Below are 18533 nucleotides of genomic sequence, written 5' to 3'. Positions count from 1 at the left end.
ATGGTTTTCAAAGAAGGGGTTGCTATGCCTGGGTTATGATTGGGAGGAATAGGTCAGGCGCTTTGCGCCTGTTCTTGTAAGCGGACTGAAGTCCGCCGCTATGGTGCACCCGTGCCCCAATGCTTATGGTTTTCAAAGAAGGGGTTGCTATGCCTGGGTTATGATTGGGAGGAATAGGTCAGGCGCTTTGCGCCTGTTCTTGTAAGCGGACTGAAGTCCGCCGCTATGGTGCACCCGTGCCCCAATGCTTATGGTTTTCAAAGAAGGGGTTGCTATGCCTGGGTTATGATTGGGAGGAAATGGTCAGGCGCTTTGCGCCTGTTTTTGCAAGTGGACTAAAGTCCACGCGGCAGCGGAGCTGCCTTTTTGTGCGCGCTGGCCGGGGGCCTGCCGGCGCACGAGCCTGGCCAGCTTATAAGCCCCCTTTATATGCGATAGAGTTTTGTTTAGGTATAAAAATACTTAAATACTTTGTTGGCTGGGGGTATATCTTTAATTTTGTTGGTGTAATGCTTTTTGAAGCATTTGATCGTAAGTGATTCATCAATAAATAATAACAATTACCAAAAAAAACGATTGTATGTCTGTATTAGTTGGAAAAAAAGCGCCTGTGTTTTCAGCCAAGGCCGTAGTTAATGGACACGAGATGGTTGAAAATTTCTCTTTAGACCAGTACATTGGAAAGCAGTACGTGGTATTTTTCTTTTATCCTAAGGACTTCACTTTTGTGTGTCCCACCGAAATTATTGCCTTTCAGGACAAGATTGCCGAGTTTGAGCAGCGCAATGTGGCTGTAGTGGGCGCCTCCACCGACTCAGAGTTTTCGCACTGGAAGTGGTTGCAGACCGAGAAGAAAGAAGGCGGTATTAAGGGTGTAAAGTTCCCCTTGGTTGCCGATGCAGCCTTGACCATTGCCGACAGTTTTGATGTATTGGCCGGTGAGTACGATTTCAACGACGAAGGTCAGTTGGTTTTCAATGGCGAGCCTGCCGCTTATCGTGGTCTGTTTCTGATCGACAAGGAAGGGGTGGTGCGTCACCAGGTGGTGAACGATATGCCACTGGGTCGCAGCGTGGACGAGACTTTGCGTATGGTGGATGCCCTCCAGTTTTTTGAAGAGAACGGAGAGGTTTGTCCCGCCGACTGGCACAAAGGTTCTGAAGGCTTGAAGGCCACCCAGGAAGGCATCTCTGAGTATCTTGGAAAGAACTAAGCGAGGAGGTAGAGCAGCACAAAAAAAGCGGACTGAGGTCCGCTTTTTTTTGCGCTGGCCGGAGGCCGGCTTGCCATCGCACGAGCCTCCCAGGGTTGAAACCCTGGGTTATGATTGGGAAGGATAGGTCAGGCGCTTTGCGCCTGTTCTTGCAAGTGGACTAAAGTCCACGCGGCAGCGGAGCTGCCTTTTTTTTGCGCGCTGGCCGGAGGCCGGCCTGCGCACGGGGCTCCCGGCGCACGAGCCTAGACCTCAGGGGGCTGCCGGAGGGTGGTGACGGCAGTGAGGATGTCGTCGCCCGAGGGCTCCTGGAAGACTCGGAGACCAAATTCCGGGATAACGGCAAGAATGTGGTCGAAAAGGTCGGCCTGAATCGATTCGTAAACGGGCCAGGATTTTTCGGCACTGAAGACGTAGACCTGGATGGGAATGCCCTTTTCACTGGGTTGCAGGTGGCGAATCAGAAAGGTCATGTCGGTATTGAGTTGCGGGTGACGGGTACAATAATTTTCGAGGTATTTGCGAAAAACCCCCAGGTTGGTCATACGTCGTCCGTTGACTTTCACGCTCTCATCGATGCCGTGTGTTTGGTTGTATTTCTCTATTTCTTGTTGGCGACTTTCGATGTAGTCTTTGAGGTGATGGATTTTTTTGAATTTTTCGAGCATTTCGGGGGTGCAGAATTGCACACTGCGCATATCCACATTGATGGACCGCATGATGCGTCGACCGCCCCCTTCTTCCATGCCCCTCCAGTTCATGAAGGGGCTGGTTACCAAGGCGTAGGTAGGAATGGTGGTGATGGTCCGGTCCCAGTTCTGGACCTTTACCGTATGCAGGGTTACTTCCAGCACCGTTCCGTCGGCATTGTGTGAGGGCATTGAAATCCAGTCGCCCACCCGCATCATTTTGTTGGCCGAGAGTTGAACCCCGGCTACCAGGCCCAGGATGGTGTCTTTAAAAATCAGCATCAGCACGGCCGCCATGGCACCCAGACCTGCAAAAATCCGGGTGACTTCTACCTCAAATAAGATGGATACCACGATGAGGGCGCCAACGACATAGGAAATGAGGTTAAGCAGCTGAATGTAGCTGCGGATGGGGCGCTCCACCGCATAGGGTTTGGCATTGTAAATGTCTTCCAGCACCGCGAACAGGGCCTGAATGGACCAAAACAATACAAAGATCATGTACACTACGGAGAGCTGATGCAGGATGTTCTGGGTGGCCGGAAAGTGGCTGAAAAACTCATCGTTGAAAAGATAGATGACCAGACCCGGAGCCAGTTGGGAGAAACGATGAAAGACCTTGCGGGTAATCAGATAGTCGTCGTATTTTGATTTTGTTTTTTGTACCAGTTTGATGGTGTAAAACAGCAATACTTTTTTGGTGATGAAGTAAGCCAGGTAACTCAGCGCCCACATAACGAGCACCCGAATACTAAAATCAATGGTGTTGAAGGTCCACTCCGGCAAATGCCAGGACATCAGTAAGTTTTGCAGCCAGGTGCGCAGTCCGTCTGAGCTTTCCAAAATGTTTTCCAGCATGGTTTTATTTTTTCTGGTTATTTCAATCGATAAAACTACCAAACAATCCTTATCTTGCCAAATGGCTCGACACGATTGAAGAGGGGTTATGCGCATTATTCTACCATATTTACTTTTTGTCCTCAATACCATTTGGAGTGGTGGCGTACTTTTGGCTCAGGAGGCTTCCTTCCTTCGCAACGAGACTTTACGCATCGATCTGGTGTTGAGTGGTAATCACTCCAGCCAGTCGGCCTACATCCATCGTTTGCTACGCTATTCAGGCACCTTTGGCAGTGCCCGGCAGGACCGCTCGCCGTTTGATTATGGGGAGTACCGTTATTTTTTATTGCATCCGGTATCGGGCGATACCCTTTTTCAAAGAGGCTTTTCTACTTTGTTTGAAGAATGGCGCACTACGGATGAGGCCCGGGAAAAGCAGCGTGCCTTTCAGCAGACCATTGAGATGCCCATGCCCGCCGGGCCTGTTGAGCTGAGGATCGAAAGTCGCCGTCGCGATGGCACCTTTTTCGCTCTGCTGAGCGAAAGCATCGATCCGGAGGACCCTGCCGTGGGTTATTTTATCCCCGAACAACATCCCTACCGCACCCTGCACGGCGGGGCCGCAAAGGAGGGCGGAAGGCTCGACTTGCTCATTGTGGCTGAGGGCTACCGCAGCGAAGAGCAAGCACTGTTTTATCAGCAGGCCAATGCCTTAAGCCAGGAGTTGCTGCAGATGGAGCCTTTTAAAAGTCAGCAGGCACACATTCGCATTCGGGCGCTTGCCGTTCCTTCCCGTCAGAGCGGACCCGACGACCCCAGAGCCGGGCACTGGTCGGCCACCCCCATGGGCAGCAGCTTCAACACCCTGGGCATTGATCGTTATCTGGAGACGGAGGAGACTTGGTTGGTTTATGATCACGCTGCCCAGTTGCCGCACGATCACATTATTGTTTTGGTAAACAGCGACAAGTATGGCGGCGGCGGCATTTACAATCACTTTTCGGTGGTTAGCGGCGGACACCGCTATTCCGGTCGCGTAATGATTCACGAATTGGGTCACGGACTGGGGGGCTTGGGAGATGAATACTATGGAGCCGAAGTGGCCTACAATGAATTCATCAACCTGGAGATAGAGCCCTGGCAGCCGAATCTGACCACTTTGGTCGATTTCGACCAAAAGTGGAAACAGATGCTGGAGCCTTCTACGCCGGTGCCCACACCGGTCCGCCCCATGTATCAAAACACCATTGGTGCCTTTGAGGGCGGCGGCTACGTGGCTAAAGGGGTATACCGACCGGCCCTCAACTGCCGTATGCGCACCAATGAAGCCAAGGGTTTCTGCGCAGTCTGTCGCCATATTCTGACCCGGAAAATATTGTTTAACGCTCAATAAATGCACTTTATACTATGAACTACCTTGCTCGTGATACCCGCTACGATGCCATGACCTACCGTCGTTGTGGCAACAGCGGACTGAGACTTCCTGCATTGTCGTTGGGACTCTGGCACAACTTTGGCTCGGTGGACGCTTTTTCTACCCAGCTTGAAATTTTGAAGTATGCCTTTGACCACGGCATAACCCATTTTGATTTGGCCAATAATTACGGTCCCGTACCCGGATCGGCCGAGGAAAACTTCGGTCGCGTTTTGGCCCGGGAGTTTAAGTCCTACCGCGACGAACTCATCGTCTCTACCAAGGCCGGATACCTTATGTGGCCCGGGCCCTATGGCGACTGGGGCTCAAAAAAGTACCTGGTTTCCAGTCTCGATCAAAGCCTGCAACGTATGGGCCTCGATTATGTAGATGTGTTTTATCACCACAGGCCCGATCCCGAAACGCCCCTTGAAGAAACCATGGCGGCACTTGATTTGCTGGTGCGCCAGGGCAAGGCGCTGTACGTGGGGCTCTCCAATTACAACGCCGATCAAACCCAGCGGGCCGAGGCCATACTGAATGATTTGGGCACGCCCTTGTTGATTCACCAGCCCCGGTATTCGATGCTCGACCGCTGGGTGGAGGACGGATTGTTGGATGTGTTGGGAAAAAGGGGCATTGGCTGCATTGCCTTTTCTCCTCTGGCGCAGGGTTTGTTGACTTCGCGCTACCTGAAGGAAGTGCCGGCCGATTCGCGCATGGCCAAGGCCCATGGCTTTCTCAAGCAGGAAGCCCTCACCCCCGAACGGCACGCCCAGTTGTTGGCCCTGAACGACCTGGCTGCAGCACGTGGTCAGAGTCTGGCCCAAATGGCCATTTCCTGGCTCTTGAAGGACGAGCGGGTGACTTCCGTTTTGATCGGTGCCAGTTCGGTGGCGCAGCTTTCGGACAACCTGGCAGCTCTGGATAAGCTTACTTTCACCAAGGAGGAGTTGCAGGCCATAGAAAAGCTGTTGTAGGTTGGTCGGGAGGGGACTTCCTTGTCCTTTTGCTGCAAACTTAACTCAGCAGCAGGCTTGAAAGCCTGCTGCTTTGTGCTATCTTTGGGGCTTCATAAGACGGAGAATTGGCATGGCTAATGTATTATCGGTAGAGGCATTGACCCATCACTGGGGGGATATTCGCTTGTTTGAGGGTTTGACTTTTGGCTTGGAAGAAGGCGATAAGGCGGCACTCATTGCCCGAAACGGAACCGGCAAAACCACCCTGCTGAATATTCTGGCCGGAAAGCTGGTGGCAGACGGAGGCCAGGTTACGCTGCGATCGGGCATTAAGGTGGGTTATCTGAGTCAGGATCCCGTTTATGCGCCCGGCATGACAGTGAAAGAAGCGGTGTTCAGCGGCGACAACGGGGTGGTCGATTTGGTGCGCAGGTACGAGACGGCCCTTGAGGAAGGCGATCAGTCCACCATCGGTCGTCTTATGGAACAAATGGATGCCTTGCAAGCCTGGGACTACGAGCAGCGGGTTAAACAGGTGCTCAATCAGTTGCGGATAACCCGACTGGAGCAGCCGGTGGAACAGTTGTCGGGGGGCCAGTTGAAAAGGGTGGCTTTGGCCGCCGTTTTGGTGGAGGAGCCCGATTTGTTGATTCTGGATGAGCCCACCAACCACCTCGATTTGGATATGGTGGATTGGCTGGAAGACTATCTGAGTCGCAACCGGGCCACTTTGCTCATGGTGACCCACGATCGCTTTTTTCTCGACAGGGTGTGCAACACCATCTTTGAAATGGATGAGCAGTCGCTCTTCCGCTACCAGGGCAATTACAGCTATTTTTTAGAGAAGCGCGAGGAACGCGTGTTGCAGCGTCAGCAGGAAATCGAACGGGCCCGTAATCTGTTGCGGAAGGAGCAGGACTGGATGAACCGTATGCCGCAGGCACGGGCCACCAAGGCCAAGTACCGCATCGATGCTTTTTATGAACTCAAGGAGGTGGCGGGACAAAAAACGGACGAGGCCGCTCTGGATTTGAACATTCAATCGGCCCGACTTGGTAAGAAGGTCCTTCATCTCGAAGACATTTCCAAATCCTTTGATCAGCTTGACTTGATTCGTAATTTTTCGCACAAGTTTGTGAAGGGCGAGCGCATCGGCATTCTGGGCAAAAACGGCAGTGGCAAGAGTACCTTATTAAATATTTTAACCGGGAGTCTCCAGCCCGATGCGGGTCGGGTCGATCAGGGAGAGACCCTGGTCTTTGGTTATTACCGCCAGGAGGGCATACAGCTCGACGACAACAAAAAAGTTATAGAGGTCATCAGTGAAATTGCGGAGGACATTGATGCGGGCAGCGGGCAACGAATGAATGCCGCGCAGTTTTTGCGTTACTTTTTGTTCCCCAACGAAATGCATTACGTGCAGGTGCGCAAACTCAGTGGGGGTGAAAAGAAGCGTCTGTATTTGATGACGGTTTTGATGCGCAACCCCAACTTCCTGATTCTGGATGAGCCCACCAACGATTTGGATATTTTCACCCTCGGTGTGCTCGAAGATTATCTGGCCCGCTTTGAGGGCTGTGTGCTGGTGGTGAGTCACGACCGCTACTTTCTCGATCGGGTTGTAGACCAGCTCTTTGTTTTTAAGGGAGCGGGGGAGATAAAAAACTTTCCGGGCAATTACAGCCAATACCAGGAGTTTGAAAAGAAGGCCGAAAGGGCCGTCAGTGCCCGGGAAAAGAGCAATACTGCAGCCACCGATAAAGTAGAGCAGCGCCAGCGCAAAGGCAAGTCGGCCATCGACAACGGAAAGCCGCGAAAAATGACCTTTAAGGAGAAGAAGGAATTGGAGGAACTGGAGGCTGCCATGGCCCGCTTGGAAGACGAAAAGTCTGCCTTGGAGAGCGCTCTGAGTTCGGGCAGTCTGGGTGCGGAGGAATTGCAGGCAGCCTCTGAGCGACTCGGGCGGCTGCTCTCCGAGCTCGACAACAGTGAAATGCGCTGGCTCGAACTGAGCGAACTCGGTCAGTAGGCCCCTGTTCCCTTCCCAAAAAAATCGCGAACAACCGGCAAGTCCGAGGCCAGTGCTTCTTCCTTACTGCCTTCCAATACGATTTGGCCCTCGTCGAGAAAAACAATGTGGTCGGCTGTGCGCAGGATGCTCGACACTTCGTGGGTCACCATAATCACGGTGATGCCCAGTTGTTCCTTCAGGTTGAGAATCAGTTGGTCCAGGCGCGCCAGCGATACCGGATCGAGGCCGGCTCCCGGCTCATCACAAAACAGCAAGGGCGGGTCCATGGCAATGGCCCGTGCCAGTGCGGCCCGTTTGAGCATGCCGCCACTCAACTGTGACGGAAACAGAAGGGCCGCATCATGGAGACCCACCAGGCGCAATTTCATGCGCACCATTTCCGCTATTAAATCTTCGGGCAGCTGCGTGTGTTGTTGCAGGGGCAGCGCAATGTTTTCCAGTACGTTCAGGTTATTGAGCAAGGCCCCGTTTTGGTAGAAGACGCCCATTTGCTGGTAAAGCAGCCTTTGTTCCTCTTCCGACAAGCTGGCCAAATCACGGTCGAAAATACGCACCCGGCCCTCGTCCACCGGGTACAAACCCAGGAGGTGTTTCAAAATGGTGGTCTTGCCCGAACCACTGCCGCCTAAAATAACGGTGACCTGTTGCCCAGGTACCGAAAAATTCACCCTGTGCAGCACCTTACGTTCATCAAAGGCGGCTGAGAGTTCCGAGACTTCAATCACATTTTTTGTCATACACCTGCTAGTAAAAAAGCAAACCCAAAACCAAATCGGCCACAATGACCAGTGCAATGGAGGCGACTACCGATCGGGTGGCTGCCTTGCCCACCCCTTCAGCCCCTTTATCGACCTGAAAGCCAAACCAGGTGCCGGTGAGTACCACCAGCGTGGCAAAGGCCAGACTTTTGACCAGTCCCGTAACAATATCTTTTTGATAAAGGACCGCGGGCATGCGGTTGAAAAATACTTCGGGACCGATATCGAGATAGGCATAGGCGGCGGTTGCCCCACCGGCAATTCCTGCCACATTGGCCAATACGGTTAAAAAGGGCAGGGTCAGTAAGGCCCCGTAAAGCTTAGGCACCACCACAAAGCGTAAGGGGTTGATGCCCATGGTTTGCAGCGCATCGGTTTCATTGGTCACCTTCATGGTGGCTATTTCTGCCGCAATGGAAGAGCCACTGCGGCCCGCCACTACAATGGCCGTAATAAGCGGTCCCATTTCGGCCATCATGGCAATCACAATCAGGTCCACAATAAAAATATTGGCGCCAAAATTGCGCAACTGTGCGGCCGATTGCAAGGCCAGCACCAGGCCAATGATGAAGGCCAGCACCATAACAATGGGCACAGCATTGACCCCAATACCTACGGCCTGGTTTACTGCTTCGCCCTTACGCCGCTGTCCCCTCTTAAATAAATCACGTAAACCCCAAAACAGCATATCGGCCATCAGCAGCATAAAGCCCCGGGCGTGTTTGGTCCAGAACTCCTGAATCCAGCTGCCGAGTCGGTAGGGCAGCGACTCCTTTTTTGCTGCTGCAGTTGCCTGAGGATCAGCCGGTGAGAATAAGTTGAGGCGTTCTTCCCATTCCGGCGATAGGCCCCGTTCCTCCAAATGCAGGCCCCGTTCCTTTAGCCGGCGTCGCAGTATATGCACGGCCGTACTGCCCGCGCTGTCCAGTTCCCTCACGCCGCTGTAATCCAGGCACAAAACTGCCGGTAAGTGCTTGCTTTCCAGACGCGCCTCCCAATGCAGTACTTCCCCTGCCTGCTCGCGGGTGAGTTTTCCCTGCAGGTAAAGCACCCCGTTTTGGGGCTCGTAGCGGAGACTGTGGTAGACGACTTTCTTTTTCACTTTAAAAGTATTGGGCACAAGGCCTGTGGTTTTGTGTCGAAAGGTTTTGTTTTTTTCAGGGTGTTTGTTGAAGGGGGCAGGACTGTCTGGCTATCGACCAGATGTCTTGCTTTCTTCCTGAGTGGCAACAGCTTCTTCAATATCCCTGGTCAGTCGTTTCATTTCTTCGGCCAGCACCCGGCTCAATGCGGCCGCCATGGTATTGAGGTCCCTGTCCTCAAGACGCTCCTCACTTTTAACCGGCTGTTTCAGTATGGTTTGTCCCCCCGCTGTTTCAATCAGTGAAAAGTCTAGTTGCAGTACGGCATACAAGGCTTTGTCCCGCTTTTCTACATCGAGACGCTGCACCCGTGTTTCCAGGCGATAGGCAGCCCTTTGCTGCCAAAAGCGTTCGGCCACCCTTTGAAATAAGTGGGCCGACGAAAGGTGGGTCAGGATGAGGTGGTGCAGGTTGGCATCGGGTCGAACGGCCCAGCGATGGTTTTCAAAATAGCGCAGCTGGTGACTTTTTTCACGCAATGCAATGGCTTCTGTGGCCAAGGCCGGCGCCACTTCTACGGCGGCTACTTCAAGTTGTGCCTCGGGAAAGCGTAGGTGCAGCAGGCTGTCCCCGGTTATTTCGTTTTCCAGGAGGTAGTAGTGCTTGACCACGGTTGTGCTGCTTCGGCAGGCGCCCAGACTCAGGGTAAGTATGAGAAAGAAAAGGCCGGGAAGTATTTTTATGCTTGCATTTGGAGTATGCTTCATGGTGTTTGGTATTTGTGTCTTATAACTTGGGACAGGCGGCATTTTAAGCGTGCCCTTCCTGCTGCTTTTGCGATTCAGGGGTTTAATTCCTGATCGGGACTGTTGCGGGTTTTGCTGCCGCGCAGCAAAACGCCCGGATTGTCGTTTATTTTCCTGGAGGCTTCGTGCAGATTTTGAAGGGTTGCTTTCAGCAGCACCTGGCTCTCTGCCAAATCGCGACTGCCCTGATTCAAGTCCTCATCCACCTTAACCAAAAGTTCCTGGGTGTGACGGGCAACAATGGCCAGCTCTTCTACCAGACTGCTCAGTCGACTGTCCTTAAGCGAATTTGAAAACACCAGGGCGTTACCTAAAATTTGATCGATGGTATCGCTTTGCACTACCCGGTCGATGCGTTGAAGACTGGCATCGAGGGCGTCGGAGGAAGCCAGCAGACGGTCGGTGAGCGTACGTGCTGCCTGCACCACTTCACGCAAGTCGCCACGATTTTCATTCAGCAGGGAATCGACCCCCAGGGCGGCCTGGTTGGCATTTTCTCCCAGCTCCTGGTATTTGTCGAGCAGCGCCACCACCTTTTCGGTGTTGGCCGGCTGGGTCAGGCGCAGCAGATTGTTGATCACCTGCTCGGCCTTTTCGGCAATCACTTCGGCCTTTCCGGTAATGTCGTCGGTAAGGGAACTCCCTGCCGGAATAAACTCTCCGGGCGGAAGTCGCGGCGCCTCATTGCTGCCACCGCGTATTTCAATGGACTTTAGTCCTGTAATCCCCTGTGAACTGATGTCGGCCTGGGCATCTTCCTTAATGGGCGTTCCCGGTTTCAGGGCCAGGGTGACCAAAATGCTGGTTACATCTTCGGGATGGATGGCGATGTCGGCAATGGTGCCCACGCGTATGCCCAGGTATTTGACCTGACTGCCCACTTCCATGCCGCTGACCGATACCCCTGAGAAGGCTACGTAATAGGTATCGCTTTTTTCGAGCAGCTGACGGGCGGTAAACCAAACCACTATAAAAATTAAGAGACTTGCGCTGATCAGCACAAAGATGCCGAGTCGTATTTTTTGTGCTTTTGTATTCATGCTGTCGGGTTTAATTTGGAGTGGGCAGAGTAGGCTAGGTAAGGTAGCAAAAAGACTTGATTTGTGCAAAGACTGCCACGGCAGCTTTAATAAAAGAAGGGCCAGGCGGTCGGCCCGGGAAGGTAAAGGAGAAACCTTGGCAGCTTGTGGTTTGGCAGCTGTTAAAAAGTAAGTAAAATACAGTCGGGGGCTTTGGGATTAAAAAAAAAGCAGCCTTTTCACTTCTTTTTTTTCAAATTTGGGTTGGAGGAATGATTTTTATCTCTATTTTTGTAGCTGATAAAAGCGAGCAAATGAAACGCGGTTCCTATTTTTATTATTTCTTTTACTTCTTTTTTTGGTTTTATGGCCAAAGGGGGTGGGTTATGTGTTTGCCTAATAGAAATGAAATTTAGGAATTCCCGACAAAATATAATCCCGCCCCTGTATCAGGGCGGGATTTTTATTTTTTAAAAGCAGCAGCACTGTTGAACAAGTACGGCTTCGCGTCGTTTGAAGCTAAAGGGAAATTGAAACGAAAAGATAAAATGAGTCAGTCAGCAACAAAGATTGCGATTCAGGGATGGCCGGGAGCCAATCACGACATCGCTGCCCGTGCCTACTTTGGCGATGAACCCCTTGAATTGGTTCCCTGTTTGTCGTTTCCTGAATTGTTTGAGCGAATGAATCAGGATGAGGAGATGCTGGGCATGGTAGCCATCGAAAATACCCTGGTGGGCAGTTTGCTGGCCAATTACACCCTGTTGAAGGATTCTGGTTTTATGGTGCTTGGCGAACACAAGTTGCGCATTAAGCACCAGCTGATGGCCTTACCGGGACAAACGCTGGCCGATATTAAAGAAGTGCATTCGCACCCTATGGCGCTGGCACAGTGCGAGGCGTTTTTCAAAAGCTATCCGCATATTCGTCTGGTGGAGTCGGAAGATACCGCCCTCAGCGCCAAGCGTATCTCAGAAAATCGCACCCCAGGTGTTGCTGCGATTGCTTCTTCGCTGGCCGCTCAAATTTACGGGTTGGAGTTGTTGGCACGCGATATTGAAACCAACAAACACAACTATACCCGCTTTTTGGTGGTCGGTCGTGCCGATGAGCAGCAAAAACAAAAGTTGCTCAGCGAAGGTCGCCTGACCAAGGCTTCCCTGGTCTTTTCCCTGCCTCACGAAGAGGGCAGTCTCTCCAAGATTTTGACCATCCTGACTTTTTACAACATCAACCTGAGTAAGATACAATCGCTGCCCATTATCGGGCAGGAGTGGGAATATCTTTTTTACATCGATGTGCAGATAACTGATTACCAACGCTATCACCAGTCGCTCGATGCCATACGGCCCCTTACCCGTAAGCTGCGTGAACTGGGAGAGTACGAGGCGGCCGATACCCTTTACGAAACCAACGGTGGCGGAGGGGTGAAGAGGGCCGTGGCCTTGTAAAAACGCAGCGGCGTTTTTACCACAGAAAAATTGGCTTTATCTTTATCGTTGAATGACCTTATAATTAACCTTTTTATTGACAATTATAAATTGTAACCATGATTCAACCAGCAGACAGAATTAGTAATGTATCGGAATACTATTTTTCGATTAAACTGAAGCAGATTGAAAAAATGCGCAACGAAGGCGCAGACGTTGTAAACCTTGGTATCGGCAGTCCCGACCAGGCGCCTGCCCCCGAAGTCATTAAGGCCCTGCAGGATGCAGCGCCAAACCCCGGTTTCCACGGCTATCAGAGCTATGTCGGAACACCCGGTCTTCGTAAGGCCTTTGCCGACTGGTACAAGCGCAGTTACAACGTCGAACTCGACTACAATACTGAAATTCTGCCCATGATGGGTTCCAAGGAGGCCATCATGCACATCTGCATGGCTTTTCTGAACCCCGGTGATGAGGTTCTGTTGCCCAGTCTGGGCTACCCCACCTACACTGCCGTTGCCAACCTGGTGAGTGCCAAAATTCGTTATTTTGAATTGAAAGCCGACGACAACTGGCAGCCCGATTTGGCGGCCCTGGAAAACAGCGACCTGTCGAAGGTGAAAATGATGTGGATCAACTATCCCAACATGCCTACCGGAGCCCCTGCCCAGCAGGAGGTGATGGAGAAGATCGTGGCTTTCTGTCGTAAAAACAACATCTTATTGGTCAACGATAACCCCTACAGTTTTGTGCTGAACCCCAATCCTACCAGCATCATGTCCATTCCCGGATTTAAGGAGATTGGTATTGAATTGAATTCCTTGAGTAAGTCGCACAACATGGCCGGATGGCGCGTGGGTATGGCTGCCTCTAACGCAGAGTTTTTGCAGTACATTTTGCGTGTAAAGAGCAACATGGACTCCGGTATGTTCCGTCCCGTGCAGGAAGCCGCCATTAAGGCACTGTCTATGGGTGACGCCTGGTACAAAGAGTTGAACGAAGGCTATACCCGTCGTCGTGAACTGGTATTCCAGATTATGGACCTCTTAAAATGCGAGTACGACCGCAACCAAACCGGTTTGTTCGTCTGGGCCCGCATTCCCGATACTTTTAAAAACGGTACCGAAGTGAGCGACATCGTATTAGAGAAGGCTCATGTATTTATTACCCCCGGTTTCATCTTCGGGGAAGCAGGTGAACGGTACATTCGCATCTCGCTTTGTACCACCGAAGATAAATTCAGGGAAACCATTAAACGCATCCAAAACATCAAATTTTAAGCAGCTATGTCAAAGTTGAATCTTGAACCCATTAATTTTCCGGGTCTGGAACCTAAAAGACCCCTGGTAATTGCGGGTCCCTGTAGTGCGGAAACCGAAGAGCAAACTCTGGCTACTGCCCGTTTGCTTTCGGCCATCGGCGTAAAAGTCTTCCGTGCAGGCATCTGGAAGCCACGTACCCGTCCCGGAGCCTTCGAAGGCGTGGGTTCTATCGGACTCCCCTGGCTCAAGAAAGTGAAGGAAGAAACCGGCATGTATGTCGGTGTAGAGGTAGCCACTGCGCATCACGTATACGAAGCCATTAAGCATGGTGTGGATATGATGTGGGTGGGAGCCCGTACTTCGGCCAACCCTTTTGCTGTACAGGAAGTGGCCGATGCCCTTAAGGGCCTCGATATTCCCGTGTTTGTTAAAAACCCGGTGAACCCCGACCTCGATTTGTGGATAGGCGCCCTGGAGCGCATCAACAATGCCGGAATTAAGCAGCTGGCTGCGATTCATCGCGGTTTCAGTACTTACGATAAGTCGGAATTCCGCAACCATCCGCAATGGCAGATTCCCATTGAGTTGCACCGTCGTATTCCGGAGCTGCCCATCATCACCGACCCGAGTCACATCGGGGGTAAGCGAGAGCTGATTGCCGACATTTGCCAGGAGGCGATGGACTTGAACTTTGATGGTTTGATCATCGAAACCCATTACAATCCGGAGAAGGCCTGGAGCGACGCTGCTCAGCAGTTGACTCCTGAAGGCCTCAAGAAGGTGTTGGATGGTTTGATCTTGCGTCGTCCTAAAATCGGGGATACACCGCGTAATACGCTCGATGAGTTGCGTAAGCAAATCGATAAACTCGACAACGATCTGCTCGACATTTTGGCTGCCCGTATGAAGGTTTCGGAAGCCATTGGTAAGTACAAGCAGGAGAACAACATTACCATTTTGCAGAGTCGTCGTTACGATGAAATCATGCGCGACCGTACAGAGCGTGCCAATAAACGGGGCCTTGACGGGGAATTTGCCGTGAAGATTTTTGAATCCATTCACGAAGAATCCATCTCTTGTCAGAGTGCCATCATGAACAAGGCGCTTAAAAGTAAGGAGAAGGAGGCTTAGGTTTTCTATTCTTTAACAGCAAGCGTTCTGGAGAATTATTCAGCAGCATCACCCGGCCCGGCCTGGTGATGCTGCTTGTAAACAACAATGTGCAAGCAATGAAGATTTGTATTTTGGGTGCTGGTAAAATGGGGACCTGGTTGACCGATGCCTTGTGTCTGCAGCACGAAGTGGCTATTTTTGACAGGGACAAGGAGCGTTTGCGCTATGTGTTCAATACCCAGCGATTAACGACCCTTGAGGAAATCAGGGAATTTGAACCTGAGTTGTTGATCAACAGTGTTACCCTGAAACACACCATTGCGGTCTTTCGTGAGGTGGAGCCTTATTTGCCAGCTCATTGTATCCTCAGTGACATTGCCTCGGTGAAAACAGGGTTTCAGGATTACTACAAGAGTACGGGTCGTCGCTTTGTGTCGACCCACCCCATGTTTGGGCCCACCTTTGCCAACCTGAAGGATCTGAGTGCGCACCACGCCATCATCATTACCGAGTCCGACCACATGGGCAAGGCCTTTTTTAAGGACTTCTTTGGCTCGCTGGGACTCAACATTCATCAGTATTCTTTTGATGAGCACGATGAGACCATTGCTTATTCTTTGTCGATTCCTTTTTCGTCGACCCTGGTGTTTGCTGCCTGTATGAAGCAGCAGGATGCGCCGGGAACTACTTTTAAAAAGCACATGGACATTGCCCGTGGCTTGCTGTCGGAGGACGATTATCTGTTGACGGAAATTTTGTTTAACCCCTATACCGTAGGGCAGGTTGAGCAGATCCGTAAGGAGCTGAAGGACTTGCTGGGTCTGATTAACCAGCACGATACCGAGGGTTTGCAGGCATTTTTGCAGCGGGTGCGGGGGAACATCGCTGCTAAGTCGTAGGGAGGGCCCCATAGCTTGAGAGCTGCGGAGGCCGCCCTCAGGGCCCCCCAGGGTTGAAACCCTGGGTTATTATTGGGAGGGATAGGTCAAGCGCTTTGCGCTTGTTCTTGAAAGTGGACTGAAGTCCACGTGGCGGCTGTGCCGCCTTTATTGGGAGGGATAGGTCAAGCGCTTTGCGCCTGTTCTTGAAAGTGGACTGAAGTCCACGCGGCAGCTGAGCTGCCTTTATTGGGAGGGATAGGTCAAGCGCTTTGCGCTTGTTCTTGAAAGTGGACTGAAGTCCACGCGGCGGCTGTGCCGCCTTTATTGTGCTTTTGGGCGAGGGGTGCGTAGTGGCTAAAGGAGGGTGAGGTGGAGGATGGCTCTGGTGGATGGGGTGATTTTGTAGCGCTCGTCGATGCGGTGGCCCACTACCCAGAGGATGTCGTGTCCGTTGGTGAGCAGCCAGGTGTCTTCTTTTTGCAGGAGGGAGAGTTTTTGGTCAACATAGAAATCGCTGATTTTTTTGAAGCCGGTCATGCCCAGCGGGATGAAGCGATCGCCTGGTCGGGCTTTCCGAAGGTAGAGGGGGAAGTCGATGAGCTCGGCATCGAGTTGTACTTCATGGGGATTTTTGGATAAAATGAAAGCTTCGGTTTTGGGGTAGGATGCCCATTTGAGGGACAGTGGAACTGTAAGTTGCTTGCTGCCGCCTTCCAAAATGTAGCGGTTCTGGTCGTTCTCCTCATCTTTAACCAGCAGCAGGTTGTAGCGGTCGATCACCAAACGGTGGGTGGCCGAGAAAAACTGACGTCCGGGTTCGCTGTCGAGTCCCTCTGCTATTTGTTGGGCCGCTTTGCTGTTGAAGCCGTAGGGACGCAGCAGCTCAAAAAGCACACTGTTTTTCTGTGGATGTTCGCGCAAGAGGCGCAAGGGAATCAAATGGGTGTCGCCCTCCTGTGCCACCCATTCGTTGCGCAGCTTTTCCATTTCCGTATCGAAAAAGGCCGCAAGTTCGCGCAGGTGGTCGAGGTTGTGTTGCATGGTGGCAAAAAAGGAGGGATTGAGTTCCTCGAACAGGGGCTGTATTTGGTGGCGGATTTTGTTGCGTACAAACAGGGTTTCGCTGTTGGTGGCGTCTTCGCGCCAAGAGAGTACGCGTTCTTTACAGAAGTTGCGAATCTCATCGGACGAAGCAAAAAGCAGGGGCCTGATAAGCTGCTCGCGCCGGTAATCCATGCCGGTCAGTCCCCTTACCCCGGTACCGCGACTCAGATTCAGGAAGAAGGTCTCGATGGCGTCGTTGCCGTGGTGACCGGTGGCCAGAAGATCACAGTCGTGTTGGGCCATAAGTTGCTGAAACCAACGGTAGCGAAGCTCCCTGGCGGCCATTTCGATGGAAAGCTTATGCGAGGTCGCATAAGCGGTGGTCTCGAAGCTTTGCACATGGACTTCTATTCCTTCTTTACGACAAAGATCCCGGACAAAGGCTTCGTCGGCATCCGACTCGTTGCCGCGCAGATTGAAATTACAATGGGCGGCTATGGTGGTGTGACCGGCCGCTTTCAAGAGATGCAACAAAGCTGCCGAATCGGCTCCTCCACTGAGTCCCACCAATATGCGCGTATTTTCTTTTACCCCACAGCGGAGAAGGAGGTGGTGACGAAAGCGTTTTTCGAAGTTGTTGGACATGGCTTGGGGACTCATTTGTTGGGGGCTGAAGTGGGTGTTTGTTGGTAAATGGCGGCTGCTTTGAGCAGGCATTCCTGGTATTCCTGTTCGGGATCGGAAAGTGCGGTGATGGCACTTCCGGCTGTGTACGACAGCCGACGGCTTTGGGTATCGCAAAGCAAAGTACGAATCACTACGCTGAAATCAAAATCCTTTTCGGGACTCAGATACCCGATGGCTCCGGAGTACAAACCTCTTTTTCGTTGTTCATACCGGTCGATGAGTTGCAGGGCACTGAACTTGGGGGCCCCGGTCATTGAACCCATGGGGAAGCTCGTCAACAGGGCATCGACCCACTGTTTTTTGTCGCCCAGGGTGGCTGAAATGGTGCTGACCGATTGGTGAACCCGGGGAAAGGAGTAGGGGCGACACAATTCTTCTACCTTGACGGAGGCTTTTTGGGCCACGCGCGCAAGGTCGTTGCGCACCAGGTCGGTAATCATAATGTTTTCTGCCCGCTCTTTGGCGGAGGCGGCCAGATCGTTGCGCAAGGCGGCGTCGTGCAAGGGGTCGGCCGACCGGGCGGCAGTCCCCTTCATGGGCATACTGAAGAGCTGTCGCCCCCTTTTTTGCAGGTAGCGTTCGGGGGAGGCCGAAAGGGCATAGCGTGTTCCCTGGCGCAGGAAGGCCAGAAAAGGCACCGCGCTGTGGTCGGCCAGTTGCGCAAACAGGTCCTGCGGGTACTGGGGTGGTGTTTCGGCTGGTAATTGTGCGGCAAACTCCATACAGAAATTGACCTCATAAATGTCGCCCCGGTGGATGTGTTCCTGTAAGTCCCTGACTGCCTTGAGGTATTGTTCGCGGCTGAGACAAGCTTGCAGCTGGGGAAGTTGTTGCGGCGATTTCGTTTCGGGTCTTTCCCTGCGCTCCAGCAGTCTCTCGATGAAGTTGCCTGCCGTTTTCTCGTCGTCGTGCCTTGGATCGTAGCCCAGGCGTGGTCCTTTAGCATCGTTGAGGACCAGCCAGCGGGGACGGAAAAAGGAGAGGGGGGCAAAAGGTATTTGTTCCCTGGCTGCCTTTGGCTGCAGAGGGAATAGTTCTTCTTGCAGCTTGTAGCTCAAATGGCCCAGGTACCAGTCGTCCTTATCCAGGGCGAGGCCCAGTTGTGCCAAGGGTCCTTGGTGACTTTCCAGTGCGCCCAATCCCGCCAGGAGGGAAAAGCGTTGCAGCTTTTGGTACCAGCCCTGAGGCTGGTACCAGCGGTTGCTCAGTACCATCGCTTCCTCAAAGTCGGCTGTAAGCGCAAGCAGTGCAGCCTCCAGCTTCAGGGGCTCGTCCGGGGACAATGTGATCCATTTTCGCAT

15 protein-coding genes are annotated in these 18533 nt (G+C 52.4%); 8 read left to right on the top strand and 7 right to left on the bottom strand.

The genetic code is table 11. The features are described from left to right. Nucleotides 1–580 precede the first annotated feature (580 nt). Nucleotides 581–1213, top strand: coding sequence for a peroxiredoxin (locus tag B4W65_RS09020; RefSeq protein WP_088654824.1), 633 nt, complete (start codon nucleotides 581–583; stop codon nucleotides 1211–1213). Between the two features lie 245 nt (nucleotides 1214–1458). Here the strand turns inward: B4W65_RS09020 and B4W65_RS09015 are convergent, their stop codons facing one another. Then, on the bottom strand, nucleotides 1459–2760 hold the full coding sequence (locus B4W65_RS09015) for a mechanosensitive ion channel family protein (protein WP_240509525.1): 1302 nt from the start codon (nucleotides 2758–2760) through the stop codon (nucleotides 1459–1461). Nucleotides 2761–2848: 88 nt separating this feature from the next. Here B4W65_RS09015 and B4W65_RS09010 point away from each other — a divergent pair, with 88 nt between their 5' ends. From B4W65_RS09010 to B4W65_RS09000, 3 genes are all read left to right on the top strand, one after another. After that, nucleotides 2849–4135 carry a M64 family metallopeptidase gene (locus B4W65_RS09010; RefSeq protein ID WP_088654823.1) on the top strand — a complete coding sequence of 429 codons (1287 nt, stop codon included), beginning with the start codon at nucleotides 2849–2851 and terminating at the stop codon, nucleotides 4133–4135. 14 nt (nucleotides 4136–4149) lie between these two features. Further along, entirely contained in the window at nucleotides 4150–5136 is a 987-nt protein-coding gene (mgrA, locus tag B4W65_RS09005; RefSeq protein WP_088654822.1) for an L-glyceraldehyde 3-phosphate reductase, read from the top strand. A 112-nt stretch (nucleotides 5137–5248) separates the two neighbouring features. Continuing rightward, on the top strand, nucleotides 5249–7147 hold the full coding sequence (locus B4W65_RS09000) for an ABC-F family ATP-binding cassette domain-containing protein (protein WP_088654821.1): 1899 nt from the start codon (nucleotides 5249–5251) through the stop codon (nucleotides 7145–7147). On the opposite strand, the gene B4W65_RS08995 is transcribed toward B4W65_RS09000, so the two are convergent. The 4 genes from B4W65_RS08995 to B4W65_RS08980 all read right to left on the bottom strand — a co-directional run bounded on the left by B4W65_RS08995 (nucleotide 7141) and on the right by B4W65_RS08980 (nucleotide 10836). Further along, nucleotides 7141–7887, bottom strand: coding sequence for an ABC transporter ATP-binding protein (locus B4W65_RS08995; RefSeq protein WP_088654820.1), 747 nt, complete (start codon nucleotides 7885–7887; stop codon nucleotides 7141–7143). The genes B4W65_RS09000 and B4W65_RS08995 overlap by 7 nt on opposite strands. Before the next feature lie 7 nt (nucleotides 7888–7894). Next, nucleotides 7895–9010, bottom strand: coding sequence for an ABC transporter permease (locus tag B4W65_RS08990; RefSeq protein ID WP_088654921.1), 1116 nt, complete (start codon nucleotides 9008–9010; stop codon nucleotides 7895–7897). A 90-nt stretch (nucleotides 9011–9100) separates the two neighbouring features. Then, nucleotides 9101–9757: an ABC-type transport auxiliary lipoprotein family protein gene (locus tag B4W65_RS08985; protein ID WP_158522817.1), complete on the bottom strand. Its 657-nt coding sequence runs from the start codon at nucleotides 9755–9757 to the stop codon at nucleotides 9101–9103. A 74-nt stretch (nucleotides 9758–9831) separates the two neighbouring features. Further along, nucleotides 9832–10836 (bottom strand): MlaD family protein, encoded by a 1005-nt coding sequence (locus B4W65_RS08980; protein WP_088654818.1) that lies wholly within the window; start codon nucleotides 10834–10836, stop codon nucleotides 9832–9834. A 527-nt stretch (nucleotides 10837–11363) separates the two neighbouring features. Between B4W65_RS08980 and B4W65_RS08975 the strand changes: the two genes are divergently transcribed. The 4 genes from B4W65_RS08975 (at nucleotide 11364) to B4W65_RS08960 (ending at nucleotide 15519) form a co-directional block, all read left to right on the top strand. Beyond that, complete coding sequence (locus B4W65_RS08975; RefSeq protein WP_088654817.1) at nucleotides 11364–12266, top strand: prephenate dehydratase; 903 nt, start codon at nucleotides 11364–11366, stop codon at nucleotides 12264–12266. A gap of 98 nt (nucleotides 12267–12364) precedes the next feature. Then, on the top strand, nucleotides 12365–13525 hold the full coding sequence (locus tag B4W65_RS08970; RefSeq protein ID WP_088654816.1) for a pyridoxal phosphate-dependent aminotransferase: 1161 nt from the start codon (nucleotides 12365–12367) through the stop codon (nucleotides 13523–13525). Between the two features lie 6 nt (nucleotides 13526–13531). Next, complete coding sequence (locus tag B4W65_RS08965) at nucleotides 13532–14638, top strand: bifunctional 3-deoxy-7-phosphoheptulonate synthase/chorismate mutase type II (RefSeq protein ID WP_088654815.1); 1107 nt, start codon at nucleotides 13532–13534, stop codon at nucleotides 14636–14638. Nucleotides 14639–14736: 98 nt separating this feature from the next. Next, complete coding sequence (locus B4W65_RS08960) at nucleotides 14737–15519, top strand: prephenate dehydrogenase (RefSeq protein WP_088654814.1); 783 nt, start codon at nucleotides 14737–14739, stop codon at nucleotides 15517–15519. Nucleotides 15520–15855: 336 nt separating this feature from the next. On the opposite strand, the gene tilS is transcribed toward B4W65_RS08960, so the two are convergent. Both tilS and B4W65_RS08950 read right to left on the bottom strand, forming a co-directional pair. Next, on the bottom strand, nucleotides 15856–17205 hold the full coding sequence (tilS, locus tag B4W65_RS08955) for a tRNA lysidine(34) synthetase TilS (protein WP_158522816.1): 1350 nt from the start codon (nucleotides 17203–17205) through the stop codon (nucleotides 15856–15858). Further along, nucleotides 17202–18533, bottom strand: a complete 1332-nt coding sequence (locus B4W65_RS08950; RefSeq protein WP_158522815.1) for an anthranilate synthase component I family protein — start codon at nucleotides 18531–18533, stop codon at nucleotides 17202–17204. Before B4W65_RS08950 ends, tilS begins: the two co-directional genes overlap by 4 nt.

Origin of the sequence: Geofilum rhodophaeum (assembly GCF_002210225.1) — a bacterium.
Lineage (GTDB): Bacteria > Bacteroidota > Bacteroidia > Bacteroidales > Marinilabiliaceae > Geofilum > Geofilum rhodophaeum.
The sequence above is the reverse complement of the archived record's forward strand: the minus strand, read 5'-3'. Positions and strand labels throughout refer to the sequence as shown.